The 21892-nt window shown below is 67.7% G+C and carries 19 protein-coding genes; 9 read left to right on the top strand and 10 right to left on the bottom strand.

Annotation, left to right across the window (positions count from 1 at the left end):
* Window positions 1-380: 380 nt before the first annotated feature.
* Entirely contained in the window at window positions 381-803 is a 423-nt protein-coding gene (locus tag RALTA_RS29040; protein WP_081479472.1) for a GNAT family N-acetyltransferase, read from the top strand.
* Window positions 804-1000: 197 nt separating this feature from the next.
* Window positions 1001-2068 carry a glycosyltransferase family 4 protein gene (locus RALTA_RS07515; protein WP_012352835.1) on the top strand — a complete coding sequence of 356 codons (1068 nt, stop codon included), beginning with the start codon at window positions 1001-1003 and terminating at the stop codon, window positions 2066-2068.
* Between the two features lie 39 nt (window positions 2069-2107).
* On the opposite strand, the gene RALTA_RS07520 is transcribed toward RALTA_RS07515, so the two are convergent.
* Both RALTA_RS07520 and RALTA_RS07530 read right to left on the bottom strand, forming a co-directional pair.
* Window positions 2108-2311, bottom strand: coding sequence for a hypothetical protein (locus RALTA_RS07520; protein WP_012352836.1), 204 nt, complete (start codon window positions 2309-2311; stop codon window positions 2108-2110).
* Window positions 2312-2702: 391 nt separating this feature from the next.
* Window positions 2703-3524 carry a class I SAM-dependent methyltransferase gene (locus RALTA_RS07530; protein WP_012352837.1) on the bottom strand — a complete coding sequence of 274 codons (822 nt, stop codon included), beginning with the start codon at window positions 3522-3524 and terminating at the stop codon, window positions 2703-2705.
* Between the two features lie 264 nt (window positions 3525-3788).
* Here RALTA_RS07530 and RALTA_RS07535 point away from each other — a divergent pair, with 264 nt between their 5' ends.
* Window positions 3789-4658 (top strand): DUF72 domain-containing protein, encoded by an 870-nt coding sequence (locus RALTA_RS07535; protein WP_012352838.1) that lies wholly within the window; start codon window positions 3789-3791, stop codon window positions 4656-4658.
* 114 nt (window positions 4659-4772) lie between these two features.
* Here RALTA_RS07535 and RALTA_RS07540 read toward each other — a convergent pair whose 3' ends face one another.
* From RALTA_RS07540 to RALTA_RS07570, 7 genes are all read right to left on the bottom strand, one after another.
* A complete protein-coding gene (locus RALTA_RS07540; RefSeq protein ID WP_012352839.1) occupies window positions 4773-5117 on the bottom strand; it encodes a Na+/H+ antiporter subunit G in 345 nt (114 codons plus the stop codon).
* A gap of 11 nt (window positions 5118-5128) precedes the next feature.
* Window positions 5129-5401 carry a K+/H+ antiporter subunit F gene (locus tag RALTA_RS07545; RefSeq protein WP_012352840.1) on the bottom strand — a complete coding sequence of 91 codons (273 nt, stop codon included), beginning with the start codon at window positions 5399-5401 and terminating at the stop codon, window positions 5129-5131.
* Entirely contained in the window at window positions 5386-5889 is a 504-nt protein-coding gene (locus RALTA_RS07550; RefSeq protein ID WP_012352841.1) for a Na+/H+ antiporter subunit E, read from the bottom strand. The genes RALTA_RS07545 and RALTA_RS07550 overlap by 16 nt, the downstream gene beginning before the upstream one ends.
* A gap of 2 nt (window positions 5890-5891) precedes the next feature.
* Window positions 5892-7433, bottom strand: coding sequence for a monovalent cation/H+ antiporter subunit D (locus RALTA_RS07555; RefSeq protein WP_012352842.1), 1542 nt, complete (start codon window positions 7431-7433; stop codon window positions 5892-5894).
* Entirely contained in the window at window positions 7430-7828 is a 399-nt protein-coding gene (locus RALTA_RS07560; RefSeq protein ID WP_041232134.1) for a Na+/H+ antiporter subunit C, read from the bottom strand. Before RALTA_RS07560 ends, RALTA_RS07555 begins: the two co-directional genes overlap by 4 nt.
* Complete coding sequence (locus RALTA_RS07565) at window positions 7828-10632, bottom strand: monovalent cation/H+ antiporter subunit A (RefSeq protein WP_012352844.1); 2805 nt, start codon at window positions 10630-10632, stop codon at window positions 7828-7830. The genes RALTA_RS07560 and RALTA_RS07565 overlap by 1 nt, the downstream gene beginning before the upstream one ends.
* A 372-nt stretch (window positions 10633-11004) precedes the next feature.
* Complete coding sequence (locus RALTA_RS07570; protein WP_012352845.1) at window positions 11005-13173, bottom strand: PQQ-dependent dehydrogenase, methanol/ethanol family; 2169 nt, start codon at window positions 13171-13173, stop codon at window positions 11005-11007.
* Window positions 13174-13451: 278 nt separating this feature from the next.
* On the opposite strand from RALTA_RS07570, the gene RALTA_RS07575 reads away from it, so the two are divergent.
* Window positions 13452-14249: a crotonase/enoyl-CoA hydratase family protein gene (locus RALTA_RS07575; protein ID WP_012352846.1), complete on the top strand. Its 798-nt coding sequence runs from the start codon at window positions 13452-13454 to the stop codon at window positions 14247-14249.
* Between the two features lie 27 nt (window positions 14250-14276).
* Here the strand turns inward: RALTA_RS07575 and RALTA_RS07580 are convergent, their stop codons facing one another.
* On the bottom strand, window positions 14277-15092 hold the full coding sequence (locus RALTA_RS07580; RefSeq protein WP_012352847.1) for an IclR family transcriptional regulator: 816 nt from the start codon (window positions 15090-15092) through the stop codon (window positions 14277-14279).
* 215 nt (window positions 15093-15307) lie between these two features.
* On the opposite strand from RALTA_RS07580, the gene RALTA_RS07585 reads away from it, so the two are divergent.
* The 5 genes from RALTA_RS07585 to RALTA_RS07605 all read left to right on the top strand — a co-directional run bounded on the left by RALTA_RS07585 (window position 15308) and on the right by RALTA_RS07605 (window position 21867).
* A complete protein-coding gene (locus tag RALTA_RS07585) occupies window positions 15308-16486 on the top strand; it encodes a thiolase family protein (RefSeq protein WP_012352848.1) in 1179 nt (392 codons plus the stop codon).
* Window positions 16487-16575: 89 nt separating this feature from the next.
* A complete protein-coding gene (locus RALTA_RS07590; protein WP_012352849.1) occupies window positions 16576-17340 on the top strand; it encodes an SDR family NAD(P)-dependent oxidoreductase in 765 nt (254 codons plus the stop codon).
* Window positions 17341-17368: 28 nt separating this feature from the next.
* The gene (locus RALTA_RS07595; RefSeq protein ID WP_012352850.1) at window positions 17369-18133 is read left to right on the top strand and encodes a crotonase/enoyl-CoA hydratase family protein; all 765 of its coding nucleotides are present in this window, start codon (window positions 17369-17371) and stop codon (window positions 18131-18133) included.
* 89 nt (window positions 18134-18222) lie between these two features.
* A complete protein-coding gene (locus RALTA_RS07600; RefSeq protein WP_012352851.1) occupies window positions 18223-19236 on the top strand; it encodes a Bug family tripartite tricarboxylate transporter substrate binding protein in 1014 nt (337 codons plus the stop codon).
* 819 nt (window positions 19237-20055) lie between these two features.
* Window positions 20056-21867 (top strand): ShlB/FhaC/HecB family hemolysin secretion/activation protein, encoded by a 1812-nt coding sequence (locus RALTA_RS07605; RefSeq protein WP_012352852.1) that lies wholly within the window; start codon window positions 20056-20058, stop codon window positions 21865-21867.
* Window positions 21868-21892: the final 25 nt, after the last annotated feature.

The following is a 21892-nucleotide window of genomic DNA, read 5'->3' on the forward strand; positions in this document are numbered from 1 at the left end:
GATAGCTCGTTGGGCAGAGCTCATAGCGCATTCCGTAGCGCCGGCCTGGTACGTCAACGATTTAACATAATATACATTATGCGAAACGCGCGTGTAGCGGCAAAGTTGTAATGTCCGGTTCTGGCTAAGTTCAAATGTCCGAGTTGGTCCAAGGTTCCCAGACCGTGGAACCCCCGGCAGACTTCCCGGTCCACTGAAATGGCCGTGGCGCGACGCCTTCCAGAAGCGGCGTGAACACCGGAAATACCGGAAAGGCTTCGTCTCCAAGGCGGACAGGCGCCTGAAGGATGAGTCGGTCATGGCCACCCCCAGCACGGTTCTTCCTCATCCGCCCATGAACATCCGACGCGGCCTCGAAACCGACGCCTCCATACTCAGCCATAGCGTTCCAGGCCAAGGCGCACTGGCCATACACCGCCGCCCAACTCGAAGCGTGGCGCGAAGACCTGACGATCGCTGGTGCATATGTCGCGCAAACCTTCACCTACGTTGCCGAAATCAATGGAAGGATCGCCGGGTTCTGTACAGTCCGCGCGACGGACGCGATGTCGGGCTGGCCGCTTGAGCATCTGTGGGTCGTGCCGGACTACATGGGCCGGGGCATCGGCCGGGCACTGCTGCAGCATGCGTCCGGCCTCGCCGCCGCCACGGGCGTGAAACAGCTCACGATCGATGCGGAACCGTATGCCGAACCGTTCTATATCGCTTGTGGCGCACGGCGTATCGGTGTCATCGATGCGCCTCTGGATGGAAATCCTTCGCGCCAGCGGCCGCAAATGCTGCTGGCAACGTCATTGGACTGAGACAGAACCCGCCGCGGGTGATGGTGAGTCCGGGTTATCCTAGCCCGCAAACAGCGCCCGGCATGGGGGGTGCCCGCAAATGCGGCGCCAGGACAGCGTGCGCCAACGCACGGAAGGAGAAGGCGGCGCGCGGCATGCTGGCGCATCGCCGTCCCCTCAGGGGGCTTGTGCTGTGCAAGCCATGGAGCGCGACTAGGATGAGCCAGCCCGAGCCCGCGGACACCGCGCCCCCGCCGCTGCCCGACCTTCTGATATTCAGCGCCCCGTTCCATCCTTCCGTGGGCGGCATGGAGCGCTTTGCCGAGGACCTCGCGCAAGGGCTGACCGACCTCGGCTACCGGATCGAGTTGGCGACGCGTACGCCGGCGGCTGCGGACGACGCGGCGGCCTTTGCCTATCCGGTCACGCGCGTGGCCGGGTATATCTCGCTGGCGCGCGCCCTGCTGCGGCACTCGCTGGTTGTGTTCGTCGGGATGACGTTCTACGACGTGTTGCTGGCGACACTGCTGCGGCGGCGCATCGTGCTGACGCATCATGGCCCGTATGCCCATTATGGCGACGGGCGCCGTTTTACCGCCGGCACCGTCAAGCGCTGGATGTCACGCTTCTACGACAACATTTGCGTCAGCCGCTACCTGGCCGGATGGTTCCCAGGACAGCCACTGGTGATCCACAACGGGTACCGCGACGACCTGTTCGCGCACTCGTCCCCGCCGCGCCGGGCGTGCAGCTTCGTTTTTGTCGGGCGCCTGGTGACCGAGAAAGGCGTAGACATGCTGCTGCGCAGTTTCGCGAAGCTGCGCGGGCTGCGGCCCGACGCCCGCCTGACGATCATCGGCGATGGACCGCAGTACGCCTTGCTGGTGGCACTGGCGAACGCGCTGGAGTGCGCCGAGGCCGTGACCTTCGCCGGCGCGCAGCCAGCGGCGGCCGTGGCCGCGATGCTGGTACAGCACGCCTGCCTGGTAGTGCCGTCGATCGGCTACGAGCCGTTCGGCATCGTGGCACTGGAGGGCCTGGCGGCCGGCTGCGAGGTCATCGTGACGCATCGCGGCGGGCTGCCCGAGGCCGTCGACCGGTTCGGCTGGGTGGTGGAGCCTGAACCGGACCGGTTATGCGAAACCATGCTGGCCGTGTGTGCCGGCGAGTCGCGCCGCACCGAACCGGCCCTGCGCCGGTTCCTGGCCGACCACCGCCGCCAGGCCGTCGCGCGCCGCTATGCGCAAGCCATCGCGGGCTTCACGCTGCCACGCCGCGGGCATTGAGCGCACCGTGGCCCTTCAGGCCACGCTATCCCGCGCAATCTAGCGCGAAGACTTTTTTGGTTTGCCGCTTTCCGCCTGGTGCTGCTTGCGCGGATCCTCGTTGCGGAATCCGCCATAGCTGCTCTGGCCGGGGTCGGCGCTGCGGCTCTTGATCTCGCTGGCATCCCGGTCCATGCGCGCACCCGGGTTCTTCTTGTCCGCGCCGCCCTTGCCTGCCGTCTTTCTGCTGGAACCTGGCTTCATCTCCAACTCCTTGTCATGACACGATGGTCGGTCTGAGAGGACTGCCTGCCCGCCCTGGCCACTTGCCTGGTCGGAAAGGGACTAGCGGTACTGGCGAGCAAGAACGACGCAACTTCTGTTCCACGAGGCAGGGCCTCCGCGCAGGAGCCGCTGGCCGTCGTCGCGGCCGCCCGCTGCGGCAAGGGCTGCCGCGGCGTTGCAGAATTTGCCGGCCGCCGTCCCCTTCCGAGACACTGCGGCCGTGCAGTGATATGCCCCCCTCCCCGGCATCTGGCTGCACAAGAACAAGACAACCGCCAACCCTGCATGCTCCCACTGCATCGGGCGTATTCCGCCACGGCCGCGACAACGCTGCGCTACCGGGACCGGAGCCTGAACGCCAGCCGCGCCGTCAGGGCGCCGCGACCATGACCACGTGCGCCTGCATCGGGCCGGCCAGCGGCCCGGCGCCGTAGGCCTGGACCAGCGCCTGCTCGCAGTGATTGGTCGCACGCATCAGGGCGTCCGGCCCGCGTGCCTCCAACTCGGTGCGCAACGGCGTGCCCTGGCAGAACGCCATGGCGGGAATGCGCGCGGCGGCGGCATGGCTGGTCTCGGCGACGGTCTCGAACACCGCGCCGGCGGTGAACCCGCCCGTGCGCAGGTCCTGCTCGATCGTGGCCTGGCTGTGGTAGCCATGCGGGACGCGCACCATGAAATCGGGCGGCGCATCGGGAAACAGCGTGGCAAGCGCCGCGGTGATATCGCGGGCAAAGGCGTTGAAGGCGATCCGGTCCCAGACGTTGAACACCAGCGTGCCGCCCGGCGCCAGCACGCGGCGCGCCTCGGCAAACGCCTTGCCCTTGTCGGGGAAGAACATCGCGCCGAACTGGCATGCCACCAGGTCGAAAGTGGCGTCATCGAACGGCAGCCGCATGGCGTCGGCCTCGCGCCATTGCACCGGGCGCGCGGTGCCGGCGGCTTGCGCGCGTGCCAGCATTGGCGCATTCAGGTCGGTGGCGACCACCAGGGTGTCGGCCGGCATGCGCGCGGCGAGCTCGCGCGTCAGCGCCCCGGTGCCGGCTGCCAGCTCCAGCACCCGGCTTGGCCGCAGTGCGGCGATGCGCCGCCCCAGGTCGGCGGCATAGGGCGCGAAGATCATCGGCACCATCAGAGCCTCATAGGTCTCGGGAATTGCCCCGGCAAAGACTTTGTCCTGGTGTTGCATGCCCATGGCCCCGCCCTCCCCTGACCGCCCTACCCAAACTCGCCGCCGTCGCCTGACTGGGTGTAGGTCACATCGCGGCGAATGTAAACCTGGCGCGCGGGGATGCGGTAAACGCCTTATGCCGGCGCGAACGCCTTCCGCTGTGGTACGCCGGCCACGGCGCGGATCTTGCGGAGCAGGCATGATCGGGCCGACTGTGACGGGCGCCCGGGCCGGCACGCGGGCAAGTTGGCGCCGTCGGTTGCAAAACGTACAGACCAGAGCATCACAATGATCCGGATCGGCATCTCAGGCTGGCGCTATGCCGGCTGGCGCGGCGTGTTCTATCCCGAGGGCCTGCCACAACGGCGGGAACTGGAATTCGCGTCGCGCGCGGTCGAGACCATCGAGATCAACGGCTCGCACTACGCGCTGCAGACGCCGAAGAGCTATCGCGCCTGGCATGAGGCCACGCCGCCGCACTTCGTCTTCAGCGTCAAGGGCCCGCGCTACCTGACCCACATGCTGCGCTTTCGCGACGACTCCGCCCGGCCAGCCATGGCCAACTTCTTTGCCTCCGGCGTGCTGGCGCTGGAGGAAAAGCTGGGGCCGGTCCTGTGGCAGTTCCCGCCCAACTTCGCCTTTGATCCGGAGCGCATGGAACGCTTCCTGTCGCTGATCCCGCACGACACGCACAGTGCCCGCGAACTGGCGCAGCAGCACAACCGCAACGTCCGGGAGCCGTGGTGCGAAACCCGGCGCCGGCGCCCGATCCGGCATGCGGTGGAAATCCGCCACGCCAGCTTCTGCACGCCGGAATTCCCGGCGCTGCTGCGCCGGCACCGTGTGGCGCTGGTCATCTCCGACGCCGTTGCCGACTGGCCCTATGCCGAGGACGTCACCAGCAACTTCCTGTACCTGCGCCTGCATGGCTCCGAGACGCTGTATGGCGGCGCCTATTCCGATGCCGCGCTGGACCGCTGGGCCGCGCGGCTGGTCATGTGGGCCAACGGCCAGGAACCCGCCGACGCACAGCGGATCTCGCCAAAACGCCCACGCGCCGCCGCGCATCGGGACATCTACTGCTATTTCGACAACGACAAAAAGGTCAAGGCCCCATTCGACGCGCAGCGCTTGCGCGCGCGCATCGAGGAGAAATAAGGTTGTGGACGAATGCTGAATTGATGCAGGTATGCGCGAATGGATGCAGTTGGCTTCGTGGATACTCCGGCAGCGCCCGCCAAGCACGACAACTCTATCAACGAGAGCCCACACTCAATCCCTGATCCTGGGCATCCACCCACTCCCCCGCGTCCGCGGATCCACCGGCAACTGCCGCTGCAGCGCAGCCTTGGCCAGCATATGCGCGCTGATCGGCGCAGTCAGGAACAGGAACGCGGTCACCAGCAATTCATGCAGGGTGGCGTCGCCGCGAAAGCCGAAGTACGCCACCGACGCCAGTACCACGCCGCCCACGCCCAGCGTGGTCGACTTGGTCGGCCCGTGCAGGCGCATAAAGAAGTCCGGCAGCCGGAACAGCCCGATGGCCCCGACCAGCATGAACACGCTGCCCACCAGCAGCAGCGCGCAGACAATGAATTCGGCAACGGGATGCAGCATGTGCCAGGCTCCTAGTATTCGATGATATCGCCGCGCTGCAGGTACTTGGACAGCGCCACGGTGGCGACAAAGCCCATCACCGCGATCAGCAGCGCGGCCTCGAAGAACACGGCCGAGTCCAGGCTGATGCCCAGCACGACGATCAGCGCGATGGCGTTGATGTTGAGCGTATCCAGCGCCACGATGCGATCGGGCAGGCTGGGCCCGCGCAGCAGCCGGCCGAGCGTCAGCAGGAAGGCCAGGCCAAGGATCGCCAGGCAGATCGGAATCACGATGGCAAGCATTGGAAGATCTCCTTGAGCGGGGTTTCATAGCGCGACTTGATCAGCGCGACCAGCGCGGCCTCTTCCTCCAGGTCCAGCACATGGACCAGCAAGGCGCGGCGGTCGTCGCTCAGTTCGGCGCAGAGTGTGCCGGGGCTGAGCGAGACGATGCTGATCAGCGCGGTGGTGGCGAGCTCATGCTCGACATCGAGCGGGACCACGATAAAAGCCGGCCGCAGCCGCGCGGTACGTCCCAGCACCATCACGGCCACTTCCAGGTTGGCCCTGACGATGTCGATCAGCACGTGGCAGCTCAGCCGCAGGATCAGGTCCGGCCGCGACAGGCGGAAGGCGCCCAGCACCAGCCAGCGGTCCGCCAGCCGGCCGATGGCCCAGCCCAGCGCCGCGCCGAGCAGCCAGTGCCCGGGCGCGACGCTCTGGACCAGCATCAGCCACATCAGCATCAGGATCAGGCTCAGCCAGGGATGGGGCAGCAGACGGCGCATCATGCCTACCCCCGTTCGCCGGGCAGCACTGCCCGCAGGTAGGCGGCGCGGTCCAGCAGTTGCGCGGCAGCATCCGCCACGTAGTCGCTGACCGGACGCGCGCCGACGGTCAGCGCCAGGTTGCCCGCCAGCAGCAGCATGCAGCAGGCCAGCTTGCGCGCATCCGGCCGCACCCGCAGGCGTGCCGCGCCGGGATGGTCTTCGTCGAGGTATTCCGGGCCTTCGGCCACGCGCTGCGCTTCATGCGGCAGGCGCCACAGCATCCGCGTGCCGGTACGCGAGACGGCGACCAGCATCAGCAAGCTGGACACCAGCACCGCGGGCCACAGCACCGGCATCCACTGCGCCGGCGTGGCGCGCAGGATCATGGCCTTGCCGAGGAAACCCGACAGCGGCGGCAGGCCGACCGCCGCGACCACGCCCACCAGGTACAGCAGCCCCGCCAGGCGCGAAGCAATGACCGGCGCGCCGTCGGTGCGCGCGGCTTCGGGCTCGAGCGCGTCGGCCAGCAGGAACAGCGCGGCCGTGCACAGCGTGGTGCTGAGCAGGTAGTACAGCGCCGCGGCCCAGCCGGCCTGGCTTTGCATCGACACGCACGCCGCCAGCAGCCCGACCGAGGCCACCACCAGGTAGCTGGTCATGGCGCGCAGCGCCGTCGCCGCCAGCGCGCCCAGCGCCCCGACCGCCAGTGTGGCCAGCGCCAGCGTGAACACCCAGTCGTGCAGGAACGGCCCCAGCAGCCCCTGCGCGCCGCCGAAGATCAGCGCGTCGCAACGCAGCATGGCGTAGATGCCGACCTTGGTCATGATGGCGAACAGCGCCGCCACCGGCCCGGTTGCGCTGCCGTAGGCGCGCGGCAGCCAGAAGTACAGCGGGAACAGCGCCGCCTTGAGCGCGAACACCAGCATCAGCATCGCGCCCGCGGCCACCGCCAGCGGCAGGTCCTGCGCCGGCAGCCCGGCCAGCCGCAGCCCCAGGTGTGCCATGTTGAGCGTGCCCGAGAGCCCGTACAGCACGCCGATCGCGACCAGGAAGAACGACGACGCCACCAGGTTAAGGATCACGTAGTGCAGGCCGGCGCCGACGCGCGCGCGCCCTGCCCCGTGCACCAGCAGCGCGTAGGAAGCGATCAGCAGGATCTCGAAGAAGACGAAGAGATTGAAGAGGTCGCCCGCCAGGAACGCGCCGTTCAGGCCCATCAGCTGGAACTGGAACAGCGCGTGGAAATGCCGGCCCTGGCGCGCCGTGCTCTCGCCCGCCGCGGCCAGCGCGGCCACCGCCAGCAGCGCGGTCAGCGCCAGCATCATCGCGCCGGTGCGGTCCAGCTGCAGCACGATGCCGAACGGCGCGCTCCAGTCGCCCATGGCATAGACCGAGATGTCCCCGCCGGCCGCATGGCGCAGCAGCAGCACCGCCACCGGCACCAGCAGCAGCGTGGCCACCGCGCTGGCCGTGCGCTGCGCGTGCAGCCGCTGGGCCGGCATCGCCGTCAGCAGCGCGCCGGCGAACATCGGGATCAGGATGGGCAGCAGCACGGCGTGGTTCATGGCCGCGGCTCCTGGCCGGCAGCGTTGTCGCCAGCGTTGCCGCCTGCGTCAGCGTGGCCGTCGCGCGTCTCCGGCTGGCCGGCGGCGTCGACATGGTCGCTGCCGGTGAGCCCGAGCGAGCGCAGCGCCAGCACCACCGCGAACGCGGTCATGCCGAACGCAATGACGATGGCGGTCAGCACCAGTGCCTGCGGCAGCGGATCGGCATAGCTGGCTCCTGGCGCAATCACCGGCGGCCGGCCGATCGACAGTCGCCCCATGCCGAGCAGGAACAGGCTGACCGCATAGGACAGCAGGGTCAGCCCCAGCACCACCGTAAACACGCGCTCGCGCAGCAGCAGGTAGATGCCGGCGGCAGTCAGGATGCCGATGGCGATGGCGTAGAGCGCGGCCATCAGTCGTCCTCCGCGGCGCGTGCCGGCGGCAGGTTGCGGACGCCCAGATGAGACACGATCACCAGCGTGGTTCCGGTCACGGTGCAGAACACTCCCAGGTCGAAGATCATGGCGGTGGCCAGCTCCACCTCGCCGATGCCAGGCAGGTGGAAGTGGCCGAAGGCGGTGGTCAGGAACGGATAGCCGAAGGCCAGGCTGCCCAGCCCGGTCAGCCCCGCCAGCAGGATGCCGGCGCCGGCGATGGCGCGGTAGTCCGGCGCGATGCGCGCTTCGGTCCAGCGCACGCCGTTGGCAACGTATTGCAGCAGCAGCGCCACCGAGGTGATCAGCGCCGCGATAAAGCCCCCGCCCGGCTGGTTGTGCCCGCGCAGCAGGATGAAGGCCGCGACCAGCAGCGTCAGCGGCAGCATCAGCCGCGCCAGCATCGCCAGCAGCAGCGGATGCGGCTGGCTGGTCCACGGCAGGCCATCGGGAGCCGCCGACGGCGTCGGCAGGCGCATGCCCTTCAGCAGGGCCTGCACCGCCAGGCCGGCGACCAGCAGCACGCAGATCTCGCCGAGCGTGTCGAAGCCGCGGAAGTCGACCAGCAGCACGTTGACCACGTTGTGCCCGCCGCCGCCCGGCACCGCCTGCTCGATATAGAACGTCGACACCGGGTCATACGGCCGGGTCATCACCGCATAGGCCGCCACCGCCAGCAGCGTGCCGCCGCCAAGTGCCAGCACGGCGTCGCGGACGCGGCGGCCGGCGCGTGCGCGGTCATTCGTCTCGCGCGGCAGGTAGAACAGCGCCAGCACCAGCAGCAGGATGGTCACCACCTCGACCGAGATCTGGGTCAGCGCCAGGTCAGGCGCCGAAAAGCGCAGGAACGCCAGCGACACCATCAGGCCACAGCCGCTCAGCAGCACCAGCGCCAGCAGCCGCTGCCGGTGCGCCACCACCACGGCGATCGCGCACAGCGACAGCAATGCCAGCGTGGCGGCGCCGATCGGGTCGATGGCGCCGGCCGGCACGCTGCCGGCCAGCGCGCCCAGGTCGGCCAGGAAATACGCCGGCACGGCCAGCATCGCCAGCAGCATCCAGGCGATATAGGTCGGCAGCGAGCCGTTTTCCAGCCAGCGCGTGACCGCCGCGGCAAAGCGTTCCAGCGCGCGCATGCCGTGTTCGAACGAGCGCCGCGCGCTCACGTGCTCGATCGCCTGCTGCCAGCGCCGCAACGCGTCGCGGCGCAGGAAGAACAGGGTCGCGCCGCCCGCCATCGACACCAGGCTCATCATCAGCGGCAGGTTGACCCCGTGCCACAGATGCAGGCTGTATTCCGGCAGCGGCGCGCGCAGCGTCGCCAGCGACGCTGCCGCGAGCAGGTCGCCGACGGTGTAGGCCGGCACCAGCCCGACCACCAGGCAGATCACCACCAGGAATTCCACCGGCACCTTCATGAAGCGCGGCGGCTCGTGCGGCGGGTAATTGGGCAGGTCCGGCTGGCCCCCGCCGAAGAACACGCCGTAGATGAAGCGCAGCGAATAGGCCATGGTCAGTGCGCCGGCCATGGTCGCCGCGGCCGGGATCACCCAGTTGAACTCGCCCAGCAGCCCCTGCGCCAGGGTCTCGCCGAAGAACATTTCCTTGCTGAGGAAGCCGTTGAACAGCGGCACCCCCGCCATCGACAGCGACGCCACGATGGCCAGCACCGCGGTGTGCGGCATATAGCGGGCGAGGCCGCGCAGGCGGTCCAGGTCGCGCGTGCCGGTTTCATGGTCGATGATGCCGGCGGCCATGAACAGCGAGGCCTTGAACACCGCGTGGTTGATGATGTGGAAGATCGCCGCCACCGTGCTGAGCTGGGTGTCGAGCCCGAACAGCAGCGTGATCAGGCCCAGGTGGCTGATGGTGGAATATGCCAGCAGTCCCTTCAGGTCGCGCTGCAGCAGCGCCAGCCCGGCGCCGACGATCAGCGTGGCCAGCCCTGTCATGCTGACCAGATAGAACCAGCTGTTGGTGCCGTCCAGCACCGGATAGAGCCGCGCCAGCAGGAACACGCCGGCCTTGACCATGGTGGCCGAGTGCAGGTAGGCCGAGACCGGCGTGGGCGCGGCCATGGCGTGCGGCAGCCAGAAGCTGAACGGAAACTGGGCCGACTTGGTGAACACGGCCAGCAGCACCAGTACCAGCATCGGCAGGTACAGCGGGTGGTGCTGCACCTTGCCGGCCTGCGCCAGCACCACCGACAGCTCGAAGCTGCCGCAGATATGGCCCAGCAGCAGCACCCCGGCCAGCAGCGCCAGCCCGCCGCCGCCGGTCACCGCCAGCGCCATGCGCGCGCCCTGGCGCGCATCGGCGCGCCACGACCAGAAGCCGATCAGCAGGAACGACAGGATGCTGGTCAGCTCCCAGAACACCACCAGCAACAGCAGGTTGCCGGCCAGCACCACGCCCAGCATCGCCGCCATGAACAGCAGCAGCAGGCAGAAGAAGCGCACCGCCGATTCATTGCGCGCCAGGTAGTAGCGCGCATACAGGATCACCAGCAGCCCCACGCCCAGCACCAGCAGCGCGAACAGGAAGGCCAGGCCGTCGAGGCGCAGTGACAGGTCCAGCCCCAGCGCGGGCAGCCACGCCACGCGCCAGCCCTGTGCGTGCCCGGGCTGCGCGAAGACCTCGCCGCGCAGGCTCAGCAGCAGCAGCAGCGCGGCCAGCGGCAAGCCGATGATGACCGGCGCCAGCAGCCGCGGGGCACGCATGCCGATCCACCACGCCAGCGCCGCGGCCAGCAGCGGCAGCGCAATCAGCAGCGGCAGCGCCATCTCCGGCCCCGTCAACCGTTGCCGGGGCCAGGGGCCGGCAGGTGCCAGCCGGCCTTGCGGCGCATGGCGGGCCGGGCCGCGGGGTGGAAGACGGATCGGGTCTGGATGGTCGGGGCGGTGGTCATGGTCTGGATTCTTTCGGCAGGCGATCCCGGCCGCTACTGTCCGGATTCTGCCGGCATTGGGCCGCCTGTGCCAGTCAGTTGGCGCGATTTGCGAAAAAAATCATCGTATCGCGCAAGAATCCGAAAGCGTGTCGCCATGCGCATGCTGGTCGCCGGCAGGGCGCAGCGCATGGCCGGCGTGCCGCGTGCAAGCCGGTCGTCGACGCGACCGGCTTGCTGGCCGGAGACCGGACCCCCTGCCTTTTGTTCAGGGCTTGGGCCGCACCGCGTCCGCGGTGCCCTGGATAAAGGCCTTGATCTTCTCGACGTCCTGCGGCATCAGCTTGCCGGTGAAGTCCGGCATGCCGCGCGCCATTGCCGGGCCCTTGAACACCACCTTGTCCAGGTTCTCGATGAAGGCCGCGTCGATATAGCCCAGGTTGGGGATATTGCCGCCGCGGTCCACGCCGGGCACGCCGTGGCACAGCACGCAGTTGCTGACGTAGAGCGCGGTGCCGTCCTTGACCAGCGCCGGATCGTACTTCACGCCCTGCAGCAGCTTGCCGGCGCGGTATTCGGCGAACGCCGGCAGCGGCGCCTTGCCGCCGAGCGCGAAGGTGTAGACCGTGCCCGGCCCTTGCCGGTTGGTGGCGCGCTGCGCCTGCCCGTAGACCCCGCCCCAGCCCACCGCGACCGAGACATACTGCCTGCCGTCGAGCTCGAAGCTGACCGGTGCGGCCACCACGCCGGTGCCGGTCGGCGATTCCCACAGCTTGTCGCCATTGCGCGCGTCGTAGGCGACGAAGCGGCCGTCCGCGGTGCCCTGGAACACCAGGTTGCCGGCCGTGGTCAGCGTGCCGCCGTTCCACGGCGAGACCAGCTCCTGCGTCCACGCGGCCTTCTGCTGCACCGGGTCCCACGCAATCAGCCGGCCGAAGGGCTTGCTTTTCGGCGGCTCGGCGTTGAGGAACTTGGCCGTGTTCCAGCCCACGTTGCCATGGGGCGTGCCGGGCTTGCCCTCATTGAACTGCCAGGTCTTGTCGTCCATCAGGTTGAGCGGCACGTGCTGCGCCGGCAGGTAGACCAGCCCGGTCTGCGGGTTGAACGACATCGGATGCCAGTTGTGTGCGCCGTACGGGCCGGGAATTGCGTCATAGGCCTTGTCGGCGGCGCGCGCCTCGGCCCGTTCGAGCGGGCGGCCGTTGGCGTCATAGCCGGTGGCCCAGTTGACGTCGACGAAGTTCTTCGCCGAGATGAACTTGCCGTTGGTGCGGTCGATGACGAAGAAGAAGCCGTTCTTGGGCGCGTGCAGGATGACCTTGCGCGGCTGCCCGTCCAGCTTCAGGTCGGCCAGCACCATCGGCTGGGTCGAGGTGTAGTCCCAGTTGTCGCCCGGGGTCTCCTGGTAGTGCCAGACGTACTTGCCGGTGTCGGGATTGAGCGCGACGATCGACGCCAGGTACAGGTTGTCGCCGCCGGCCGGGCTGCGCTTGCTGCGCGACCACGGCGCGCCGTTGCCGGTGCCGACGTACATCAGGTTCAGTTCGGGGTCGAAGGCCAGCGTGTCCCAGGCGGTGCCGCCGCCGCCCGCTTCCCAGTACTTGCCGCTCGGGTCCCAGGTCTTCGCCGCGGCCGCCATCGACTCGTCCTCGAACGGTTTGGACGGATCGCCGGGCACGGTGAACCAGCGCCACTGCTGCGCGCCGGTAGCGGCGTCGTAGGCGGTGATGTACCCGCGCACGCCGAACTCGGCGCCGCCGTTGCCGATGATGACCTTGCCCTTGAACACGCGCGGCGCGCCGGTGATGGTGTACGAATAGCGGCGGTCGATGATGGTGTCCTGCTCCCACAGCTTGCGCCCGCTGGCGGCATCGAGCGCGATCAGCCGGCCATCGTAGGCGGCAACGAACACCTTGCCCTGGTACAGCGCCACGCCGCGGTTGACCACGTCGCAGCAGCCGCGATAGCCGAGCGCGCGGTCCACCTTGGGATCGAAGCTCCAGAGCCGCTTGCCGGTGCGCGCATCGACCGCATGCACCACGCTCCACGACGCGGTCACGTACATCACGCCGTCGACCACCAGCGGCGTGGCTTCGACGCCGCGGGTCGACTCCAGGTTATAGCTCCACACCAGCCCCAGGTCGCGCACATTGGCCGTATCGATCTGCCGCAGCCGGCTGAAGCGGGTCTCGGCATAGTCCAGGCCATGGCTGGGCCAGTCGCGCGTGGTGCTGGCATTGGCACTGATGAAGGCGCCGTCGACTTTCGCCGCCGCGTTGCGCGGGGCCGCGGCGTTGGCGGGCAACAGTTGCGCCGCCAGTGCCAGGGTGGCCAGCCAGGCCGCAGCGCGTGTCCTGGTACGGCGCCTGGCCGTGGCAACTTCGGACGCAAATTCGGCGGCAACGGGATCCGTTGCCAACTTCAACGCATGGCTCATATCGTCTCCTGGAGGGCATTCTTGTTGGAATTCGGGACTGCAGGATTACGGTACTGCGCGGTATGGCGCGATGCCGGGCGGTGGCCGGGGCCCATCGATCATCGGCGAGCCCTCGCGTTATGGGTACAGGGATAACCCGGATCCGGCGGCATGGCCAGGCCGGCGACCAATATCCGCCGGATATCGCCTCGCAAGAAATGAATATTGGACGCTGCCGGCCGCCGTCGCTTAGCCTTGGCGCCAGGACAGACCCCCGCACTGCTACCCGGAGCCCCGACATGAGCCAGTTCCTTCTCTACGCACAGCAGGACCACATCGTCACCCTGACGATGAACGAGCCCGAACGGCGCAACCCGCTGACCGGCAATACCGCGGTGGCGGAATTCCTGGACGCGATCGAGCGCATCCACGGCGACCGCAGCGTGCGCGCGGTGGTCATCACCGGCGCCGGCACGGCGTTCTCGTCGGGCGGGAATATCAAGGACATGGAGCGGCAGGCGTCCGGCACGGTGCCAGGCATGGAGATCCGGCAGGACTACCGCCGCGGCATCCAGCGGCTGCCGCTGGCCCTGTTCAACCTGGAAGTGCCGGTGATCGCCGCGGTCAACGGCGCGGCCATGGGCGCGGGACTGGACCTGGCCTGCATGTGCGACATCCGCATCGCCTCGGAACGCGCGCAGTTTGCCGAGTCCTTCGTCAAGCTGGGCATCATCCCCGGCGACGGCGGCGCATGGCTGCTGCCGCGCGTGATCGGCCTGTCGCGGGCGGCCGAGATGACCTTCACCGGGCAGGCGATCGACGCCCGGCAGGCACTCGAATGGAACCTGGTGTCGCGCGTGGTCGCGCCCGACGCGCTGCTGCCCACCGCTTATGAGCTGGCTGGCCGCATCGCCGCCAATCCGCCGCACGCGGTGCGGCTGGCCAAGCGCCTGATGCGCGAGGCGATGCATACCCGGCTGGATACGCTGCTGGAGCTGTCGGCCGGCTTCCAGGCGCTGTCGCACCAGACCGCCGACCACCGCGAAGCAGTGCAGGCCTTCCTGGACAAGCGCACGCCGGTCTTTACCGGCAACTAAGGCGGCAACCGAAGCGCCGCAACGGCCCTACCCCGCCACGCCCAGCGCGCCTTCGACATTGCGCACCAGGCTGACCAGGCGCGGGCCGACATCTTCCTCCAGCTGCTTGCTCTGCTGGCTGAATACCGGCACCGACGCGGCGAAGATCCACGCCTCGCCGTCGCGGCGCGTTCGCATCGGCACCGCCACCGACTCCACCTCGCGGTGCAGATCGCGATGGCCGCGGCAGAAGCCGTGCTCCTGCAGGTCCTGCGCGGCATCGGCCAGGCGCGCCTGCAGCCACTCGGCGCGCGGCGGATCGGCGGCGCGCAGCTGGGCCAGGTAGGCCTCGCGCTCGGCCGCTTCCAGCTGCAGCAGATACGCGCGGCCCGAGCCGGTACGCGAGGCCGACACGCGCGTGCCGACCTCGGGCCGGAACACATGGCTGCCAACGCCCTGCGCGATCTCGACATAGGTCAGCGCATGGCCGCTGCCGACGATCAGCTCGACCTGCCCGGCGATATGGTCGGCCAGTTCCTGCATCGCCGGTCGCGCCAGCTGGCGGACGGTCATGCGCGCCAGCGCCGGCGCGGCCAGGTTGATCAGGCCCACGCCCGGCACATAGCGCGACAGGCGTTCCGAGTAATGCAGCAGGCCAAGCCCGCACAGCGTGTCGAGCAGCCGGAACAGGGTCGGCTTGGCCAGCCCGGTGCGCTCCATCAGTTCCCGGCTGCTGAGTTCCCGCACCGTCGGCGAGAAGCAGTTGAGGATCGAGACGCCCCGCGCCAGCGCGCTGACAAGGCGCGCCTCGCCGTCGGCATCGGTGGATGCGGGGGCCACGGAGGCATGTGGAGCATTAGTCATCGCAGGGCCTGGATCTGGAGTTTTTTGATACTCGTGTCTCAAAACCCGGATGTTGCCCTTCGCCTTTTCGAAAGTCAAACCGGGATTTTTACGTTTACATGGCGGTTTTCCGACGCCAGAATCCCAATTCATCGTATCCGACGATCACTTTTCGATACAGACGTCTCAATATCCCCGCACGACTCGCACCGCTCAGCTTTCTCAGGAGACTCCGCATGCAACAAGCCGTCATCGTCGACGCCATCCGCAGCCCGATGGGCCGCTCCAAGCCGGGTTCGGCCTTTACCGAACTCCATGCCACCGAACTGCTGGCCCAGGTGCTCAAGGCGCTGGTCGAGCGCAACCGGCTGGACCCGGGCCTGGTCGACGACGTCATCACCGGCTGTGTAACCCAGGCGGGCGAGCAATCCGCCGGCCCGGGCCGGGTAGCGTGGCTGGCGGCCGGATTCCCCGAACACGTGCCGGCCACCACCATCGACCGCAAGTGCGGCTCGAGCCAGCAGGCCGTGCACTTCGCCGCGCAGGGCATCATGGCCGGCGCCTATGACATCGTCATCGCCTGCGGCATCGAGTCGATGAGCCGCGTGCCGATGGGCTCGGCACGCATCGGCCAGAACCCGTATGGCCCGTCGATGGAAGCACGCTACGCGCCCGGCCTGGTGTCGCAGGGCGTGGCGGCCGAACTGGTCGCCGCGAAGTATGAGCTGTCGCGCGAGCAGATGGACAGCTACTCGGCCCGTTCGCACGAGCTGGCCGCCGCCGCGCGCGAAAGCGGCGCGTTCCGCCGCGAGATCGTCGGCATCAGCACGCCCAACGGCGTGGTCGAGCACGACGAGACCATCCGCCCCGGCACCTCGGTGGAAAAGCTCGGCACGCTGCAGGCGTCGTTCCGCAACGACGAGCTGAGCGCGCGCTTCCCGCAGATCGGCTGGAACGTGACCGCGGGCAATGCCTCGCAGATCAGCGACGGCGCTGCCGCCATGCTGCTGATGAGCGAGGCGATGGCGCAGCGCCTGGGTTTGAAGCCGCGCGCGCGCTTCGTCGCGTTCGACGTCTGCGGCGACGATCCGATCGCGATGCTGACGGCCCCCATCCCCGCCAGCCAGCGCGCCATCAAGAAGAGCGGCCTGAAGCTGGAGCAGATCGACCATTACGAAATCAACGAAGCCTTTGCCTGCGTGCCGCTGGCGTGGCAGCGCGCGCTCGGCGCCGACCCGGCGCGCCTGAACCCGCGCGGCGGCGCGATCGCGCTGGGGCATCCGCTGGGCGCCTCGGGCGTGCGGCTGATGACCACCATGCTGCATGCGCTGGAAGACAGCGGCCAGCGCTATGGCCTGCAGTCGATGTGCGAAGCCGGCGGCATGGCCAACGCCACCATCATCGAGCGCCTGTAAGCAACCCTTCCGTCGTTCCCGCGAAGGCGGGAATGACAGGCAGAGGATTCCTGCCCCATTCAGCAATAGCACCCTACTAGGAGACATCCATGAAACTCGAGCATATGTCCGCCGTCGTCACCGGGGGCGCTTCCGGCCTGGGCCTGGCCTGCGTGCGGCGCCTGGTGGAACGCGGCGTCGACGTGGTCATCGCCGACCTGTCGGAAGAGCGCGGCAACGCCGTGGTCGACGAGTTCGGCGGCAAGGTCTGCTTCCTGAAGGCCGACGTGACCGACACCGAGCAGATGAACGCGGTCTACGACGCTGCCGAGGCCATCGCCCCGCTGCGCGCGCTGATCCATTGCGCCGGCCTGGGCGGTCCGGTGCGCGTGGTCGAGAAGGACGGCTCGCCGGGCTCGCTGGAAAAGTACGAGTCGATCGTGCGCATCAACCTGATCGGCACCTTCAACGCGCTGCGCCTCGGTGCCGCGCGCATGGCCAAGAACGAACTGGTCGACGGCGAACGCGGCGCCTGCGTGCTGACCGCGTCGGTGGCCGCCTACGAAGGCCAGATCGGCCAGATTCCCTATGCCTCGGCCAAGGCCGGCATCGTCGGCATGACGCTGGTGGCCGCGCGGGACCTGGCGCAGCGCGCGATCCGCGTCTGCACCATCGCCCCGGGGCTGTTCGACACCCCGCTGCTGGCCAAGCTGCCCGAGAACGTGCGCGCCTCGCTCGGCGCCATGGTGCCGCACCCGGCCCGCCTGGGCGCGCCCGACGAATACGCCTCGACCGCGCTGCACATCCTGGAGAACCCCATGCTCAACGGCGAAACCATCCGCCTGGACGGCGCCATCCGCATGGCACCGCGCTAAACCGGCCGAACCAGACAGGAGAGAACTGATGAGCGATACCCTGCTGAAGGAAATCCGCGGCAACGTGATGGTGCTGACCATCAACCGTCCCGAGGCCCGCAATGCGATGGACTTCGAGACCGCCACGGCGATTGCCGCCGCGCTGGATGAACTCGATGCGCGCGATGACCTGAGCCTGGCGGTGCTGACCGGTGCCGGCGGCACCTTCTGCTCCGGCATGGACCTGAAGGGCTTCCTGGCCGGCAAGCGCCCCAGCATTCCCGGCCGCGGCTTCGGCGGCGTGACCGAGCAGCCGCCGCGCAAAGTGCTGATTGCCGCGGTCGAGGGCTATGCGCTCGCCGGCGGCTTCGAGCTGGTGCTGGCGTGCGACCTGGTGGTGGCTTCGCGCGCGGCGAAGTTCGGCCTGCCCGAGGTCAAGCGCGGCCTGGCCGCCGCGGCCGGCGGGCTGATCCGCCTGCCGCGCCGCGTGCCGTACCACGTGGCGATGGAATATGCGCTGACCGGCGACATGCTGCCGGCCGAGCGTGCCTACGACCTCGGCCTGGTCAACCGCCTGACCGATGCCGGCGGCGCGCTCGACGCCGCGCTGCAGCTGGCCGAAGCGGTCGGCGCCAACGGGCCGCTGGCGATTGCCGCCAGCAAGCAGGTGGTGGCGCAGTCCGGCGACTGGACCCGCGAGGAAATGTTCATCAAGCAGAAGCCGCTGATCGACCCGGTCTTCACTTCCGCCGACGCGCGCGAGGGCGCCGCCGCCTTCGCCGAGAAGCGCAAGCCGGTGTGGACGGGCAAGTGAAACGCCCGCACCTGACATGAGAACGGCCGGCCGCAAGCCGGCCGTTCTTGCCTTGCCAAGCAGCCCATAAACATACGTGGAGGAGACCCATGACACCCAAGCTGCCCGCATCGCTGTTCCCGTCGCTGACCCATCGCAGCGCAGCACTGGTGCTGGCCACTGCCGCGGCGCTGCCCGGCATGGTCCCCGCGGCCGCGCATGCCGCCGCCTGGCCCGAGCGGCCCATCACCATCATCGTGCCCGGCGCGCCCGGCGGCACCACCGATATCCCGACGCGGCTGGTGGCGCAGAAGCTGTCGGCCATCCTGGGCCAGCCGGTGGTGGTCGACAACAAGCCCGGCAGCGGCGGCATCATCGGCACGCAGGCCTTCATGCGCGCGGCACCGGACGGCTACACGCTGCTGGTCGGCAATACCGGCTCGCATGCGATCAACTACAGCGCCTACAAGCAGCTGTCCTACCAGCCGCAGGATTTCCTGCCGCTGACCGACCTGATCTCGTTCGCCAACGTGCTGGTGGTCGGCGCGCAGGCGCCGGTGCGCAGCGTGGCCGAGCTGGTGGCGCAGCTCAAGCATTCGCCGGGCAAGTACTCCTATGCATCGGCCGGCATCGGCCAGACCACCCACCTGACCGCCGAACTGTTCCGCCTGCGCACCGGCACCGAGGTCATCCACGTGCCGTACAAGGGCTCGACGCCGGCCACCACCTCCGTGCTGGCGGGCGAAACCACCTTCATGTTCGACAACCTGACCCAGGCGCTGCCGCAGATCCGCGCCGGCAAGCTGCGCGCGCTGGCCGTGACCAGCCCCGAGCGCCTGCCCGCGCTGCCCGACGTGCCCACCATGGCGCAAGCCGGCGTGAAGGACTTCGTGGTGATGGGCTGGCTGGGCTTCTTCGCCCCGGCCAAAACCCCGCCGGCGGTGGCGGCGGCGCTGCAGGAAGCGCTGGGCAAGGCCATGCGCGATCCCGAGGTGGTGGCGCGCTTCCGCGACATGGGCGGCGTTGCCGGCGGCGAGCCGCAGCCGAAGTTCGCCGCGCTGGTGCGCGGCGAGATACAGCGCTGGGGCGAAACCATCCGGGCGTCGAAGGTCAGCCTGGACTGAAGGGCGGGCGTTGGCCGGGCCCAAGATCCAGACGTCCTAAGGCTGGTCAGCCCGGAGCTAAGCTGTCTGGCACGCCAAGCAGCATTCGAGGGCTGACCACGGAATTGTTCCGCCTGCGCGCCAGCATCGAAGGTCATCCACGCGCCGTATAAGGGCTCGATGCCCGCCACCACTTCGGTGCTGGCGGGCCTTGGTGTTCGACGACCCGGCGCAGGCGCTGCCACCATTCCGTGCCGGCAAGCCGCCACCTTGCTTTGCGACGCAGAGTGGGCTCTTAACTTAGAGAACTTCGTGCCGTTATCCCAAGAACCGCCCCGTCGCCCGGTTCATCCCTAACTCCCTGGTGCGCTCCCGCACGGGCATTCCTTGGACAAGTGCCGCTGGGCCATATCGCCGGGCCGATGGCGCGGACACTTGCGTTCAGGGGACTTAGATGGCCGACAACCATTCTTCTTACACGTCCCAGTCGCTTTCATTGCCGCTGCTACGCGTCGAGTCTCGTCCTGAGAATCCATAGATCAGAATTTTCAACATGACTCTTATGAAAGCTCCACCTTTTTTGCCAGTTTTCGTGGCACGCGGCAAAGTTATTTAACAAATACCCGGCCTGACACCCTCGTTTTCACAAACGTTTTCATTCTTTCCTCGATTTTCAGACACGTCCTATCGACGCATTATTCAAATTGTCGGTTAATTCGTTTCCGATCGACCAGGACGAACGGTTGATCGCACACGTCTGGCTTCCCGCTCCTTGGTCCGTCGTCCTGCACCCCGGGCATTCTTGGTCGCGTCAAAAAATATATCCCTCGAAGTAACCGCATGGGTCAATGTCCTAACTCGTACATTTTCAGCGCCATACCGGTCGCCGCCTGCTTGCTGTTGGCTGGGACAGCTCTCGCGCAGGGTTCGCCAAATACTGAGGACGCGCTGCGCCGCTCCCGGCAGGAGCAAAACCAGCAATTGCAGCGAGAGCGCAATATCGAGCAGGCCGATGACCGCGCTCGCCAGGTGCAGTCACCCAATGTCTCGCTGGACGGCAGAACTGCGGAGCAGGAAGCCCAATCGACTCAGCTTCCACTCGAAGCTCCATGCTTTGCCATTGAGCACGTGCAGCTGTCAGTACCAGAGGCGCTGTCTGCCGGAATTCGCGCCCAAGGCGCGAGCGCATTGCCGATGGACACATTCCACTTCGCACAGGTCTACCTGGACCAGTACGCAGGCATATGCATCGGTCGCGACGGCCTGAACATGATTGTTCGCCGTCTGGCCGCGCAAATCCTTGGACGAGGCTACACCACCACCCGCGTGGCCGTGCCGGAGCAAGACCTTTCGTCCGGCACGTTGCGACTGTCGCTGATTCCTGGCGTCATCCGTCAGATCCGCTTTGCCGACGACTCGCTTCGTGGGATGTGGCAGAGCGCATTTCCATCCCGCCCCGGCGATCTGCTCAATATCCGGGACCTCGAACAGGGGCTGGAGCAGATAAAGCGTGTCCCCAGCCAGGATGTCGAGATGCAGATCGTCCCCGGCGAGATGCCTGGCGAATCCGATGTCGTCATTTCGGTGAAGCGGGTCAAGGCCTGGAGGGTGGTGGCTTCGCTTGACGACAGCGGCAGCAAAGGTACGGGACGCCTGCAGGGCAACCTGTCGCTGGGCATCGACAACCCGCTGGGCCTGAACGATCTCTTCAACGTTGGCGTCGGCCACGACGCCAATGTCAATCAGGGCGGACGTGGCACACGTGGCGCCAATGCCGCGTACTCCGTGCCTTGGGGAAATTGGACGCTCGGCGCCGCCGGTAGCAGCTACAACTACTTCCAGCGCATAGCCGGCGTGAATCAGGCGTTCGAGTCCAGCGGCAACTCGAGAACCGCCGAGTTCAAGGCACAGTACCTGTTCCAACGCGACCAGTTCCAAAAAAACTCCTTGCAGTTTCGCCTGGGCCACCGTTGGAGCCACGCGTTCATTGAGGACACCGAAATCCTCAACCAGCAGCGCAGCACGACTTTTGCGGAAGTCGGCTGGCTACATCGCCGATACTTCGGCGCATCGCAACTTGATCTCTCACTGGCTTACCGCTTCGGTGTGCCATGGTTCGATGGCCAGACGGAGATCCGCACGGTCGAACCTGACTTCCCCAGCCAGCGTAGCAAGTTTCTCTATCGCATCGTCACGCTCGACGCCAACCTGGTGGTGCCCTTCTCGGTGCCAGGCGGCGCCGATGGCAGCCGGTTGCCGTTGCGCTATATCACTACATTCCACGGCCAATACACCGGGCAGGCACTATTCGCAAGCGAATTCATCTCTATCGGCAATCGTTGGACCGTGCGCGGCTTCGATGGCGACGTGACGCTCGCCGCCGAGCGCGGTGCCTACTGGCGTAACGATCTGGAAATTCCCCTCGGATCGACCGGACAGACTCTTTACCTTGGACTCGACGCTGGCACCGTTGGTGGGCGCAGCGCCAGCTACCTGGCAGGCCGCACTCTGGTAGGCACGGCGATCGGCGTACGTGGCAGCCCCGTGAAGGGACTGTACTACGACGCATTTCTCGGTTGGGGGCTGGTGAAACCCGCCAATTTTCCCACGCGCTCGCCAGCGGGCGGGTTTTCGGTGTCCTACCAATACTGAGAGGCCTGCTGGTACCAGCTCCCTG

Origin of the sequence: Cupriavidus taiwanensis LMG 19424 (assembly GCF_000069785.1) — a bacterium.
Lineage (GTDB): Bacteria > Pseudomonadota > Gammaproteobacteria > Burkholderiales > Burkholderiaceae > Cupriavidus > Cupriavidus taiwanensis.

Bases quoted from the DNA above. Each gene is read 5' to 3' on its own strand.
- RALTA_RS07515 (WP_012352835.1), top strand. From the start codon at position 1,001: ATGAGCCAGCCCGAGCCCGCGGACACCGCGCCCCCGCCGCTGCCCGAC.
- RALTA_RS07520 (WP_012352836.1), bottom strand. From the start codon at position 2,311: ATGAAGCCAGGTTCCAGCAGAAAGACGGCAGGCAAGGGCGGCGCGGAC.
- RALTA_RS07530 (WP_012352837.1), bottom strand. From the start codon at position 3,524: ATGGGCATGCAACACCAGGACAAAGTCTTTGCCGGGGCAATTCCCGAG.
- RALTA_RS07535 (WP_012352838.1), top strand. From the start codon at position 3,789: ATGATCCGGATCGGCATCTCAGGCTGGCGCTATGCCGGCTGGCGCGGC.
- RALTA_RS07540 (WP_012352839.1), bottom strand. From the start codon at position 5,117: ATGCTGCATCCCGTTGCCGAATTCATTGTCTGCGCGCTGCTGCTGGTG.
- RALTA_RS07545 (WP_012352840.1), bottom strand. From the start codon at position 5,401: ATGCTTGCCATCGTGATTCCGATCTGCCTGGCGATCCTTGGCCTGGCC.
- RALTA_RS07550 (WP_012352841.1), bottom strand. From the start codon at position 5,889: ATGATGCGCCGTCTGCTGCCCCATCCCTGGCTGAGCCTGATCCTGATG.
- RALTA_RS07555 (WP_012352842.1), bottom strand. From the start codon at position 7,433: ATGAACCACGCCGTGCTGCTGCCCATCCTGATCCCGATGTTCGCCGGC.
- RALTA_RS07560 (WP_041232134.1), bottom strand. From the start codon at position 7,828: ATGGCCGCGCTCTACGCCATCGCCATCGGCATCCTGACTGCCGCCGGC.
- RALTA_RS07565 (WP_012352844.1), bottom strand. From the start codon at position 10,632: ATGGCGCTGCCGCTGCTGATTGCGCTGCCGCTGCTGGCCGCGGCGCTG.
- RALTA_RS07570 (WP_012352845.1), bottom strand. From the start codon at position 13,173: ATGAGCCATGCGTTGAAGTTGGCAACGGATCCCGTTGCCGCCGAATTT.
- RALTA_RS07575 (WP_012352846.1), top strand. From the start codon at position 13,452: ATGAGCCAGTTCCTTCTCTACGCACAGCAGGACCACATCGTCACCCTG.
- RALTA_RS07580 (WP_012352847.1), bottom strand. From the start codon at position 15,092: ATGACTAATGCTCCACATGCCTCCGTGGCCCCCGCATCCACCGATGCC.
- RALTA_RS07585 (WP_012352848.1), top strand. From the start codon at position 15,308: ATGCAACAAGCCGTCATCGTCGACGCCATCCGCAGCCCGATGGGCCGC.
- RALTA_RS07590 (WP_012352849.1), top strand. From the start codon at position 16,576: ATGAAACTCGAGCATATGTCCGCCGTCGTCACCGGGGGCGCTTCCGGC.
- RALTA_RS07595 (WP_012352850.1), top strand. From the start codon at position 17,369: ATGAGCGATACCCTGCTGAAGGAAATCCGCGGCAACGTGATGGTGCTG.
- RALTA_RS07600 (WP_012352851.1), top strand. From the start codon at position 18,223: ATGACACCCAAGCTGCCCGCATCGCTGTTCCCGTCGCTGACCCATCGC.
- RALTA_RS07605 (WP_012352852.1), top strand. From the start codon at position 20,056: ATGGGTCAATGTCCTAACTCGTACATTTTCAGCGCCATACCGGTCGCC.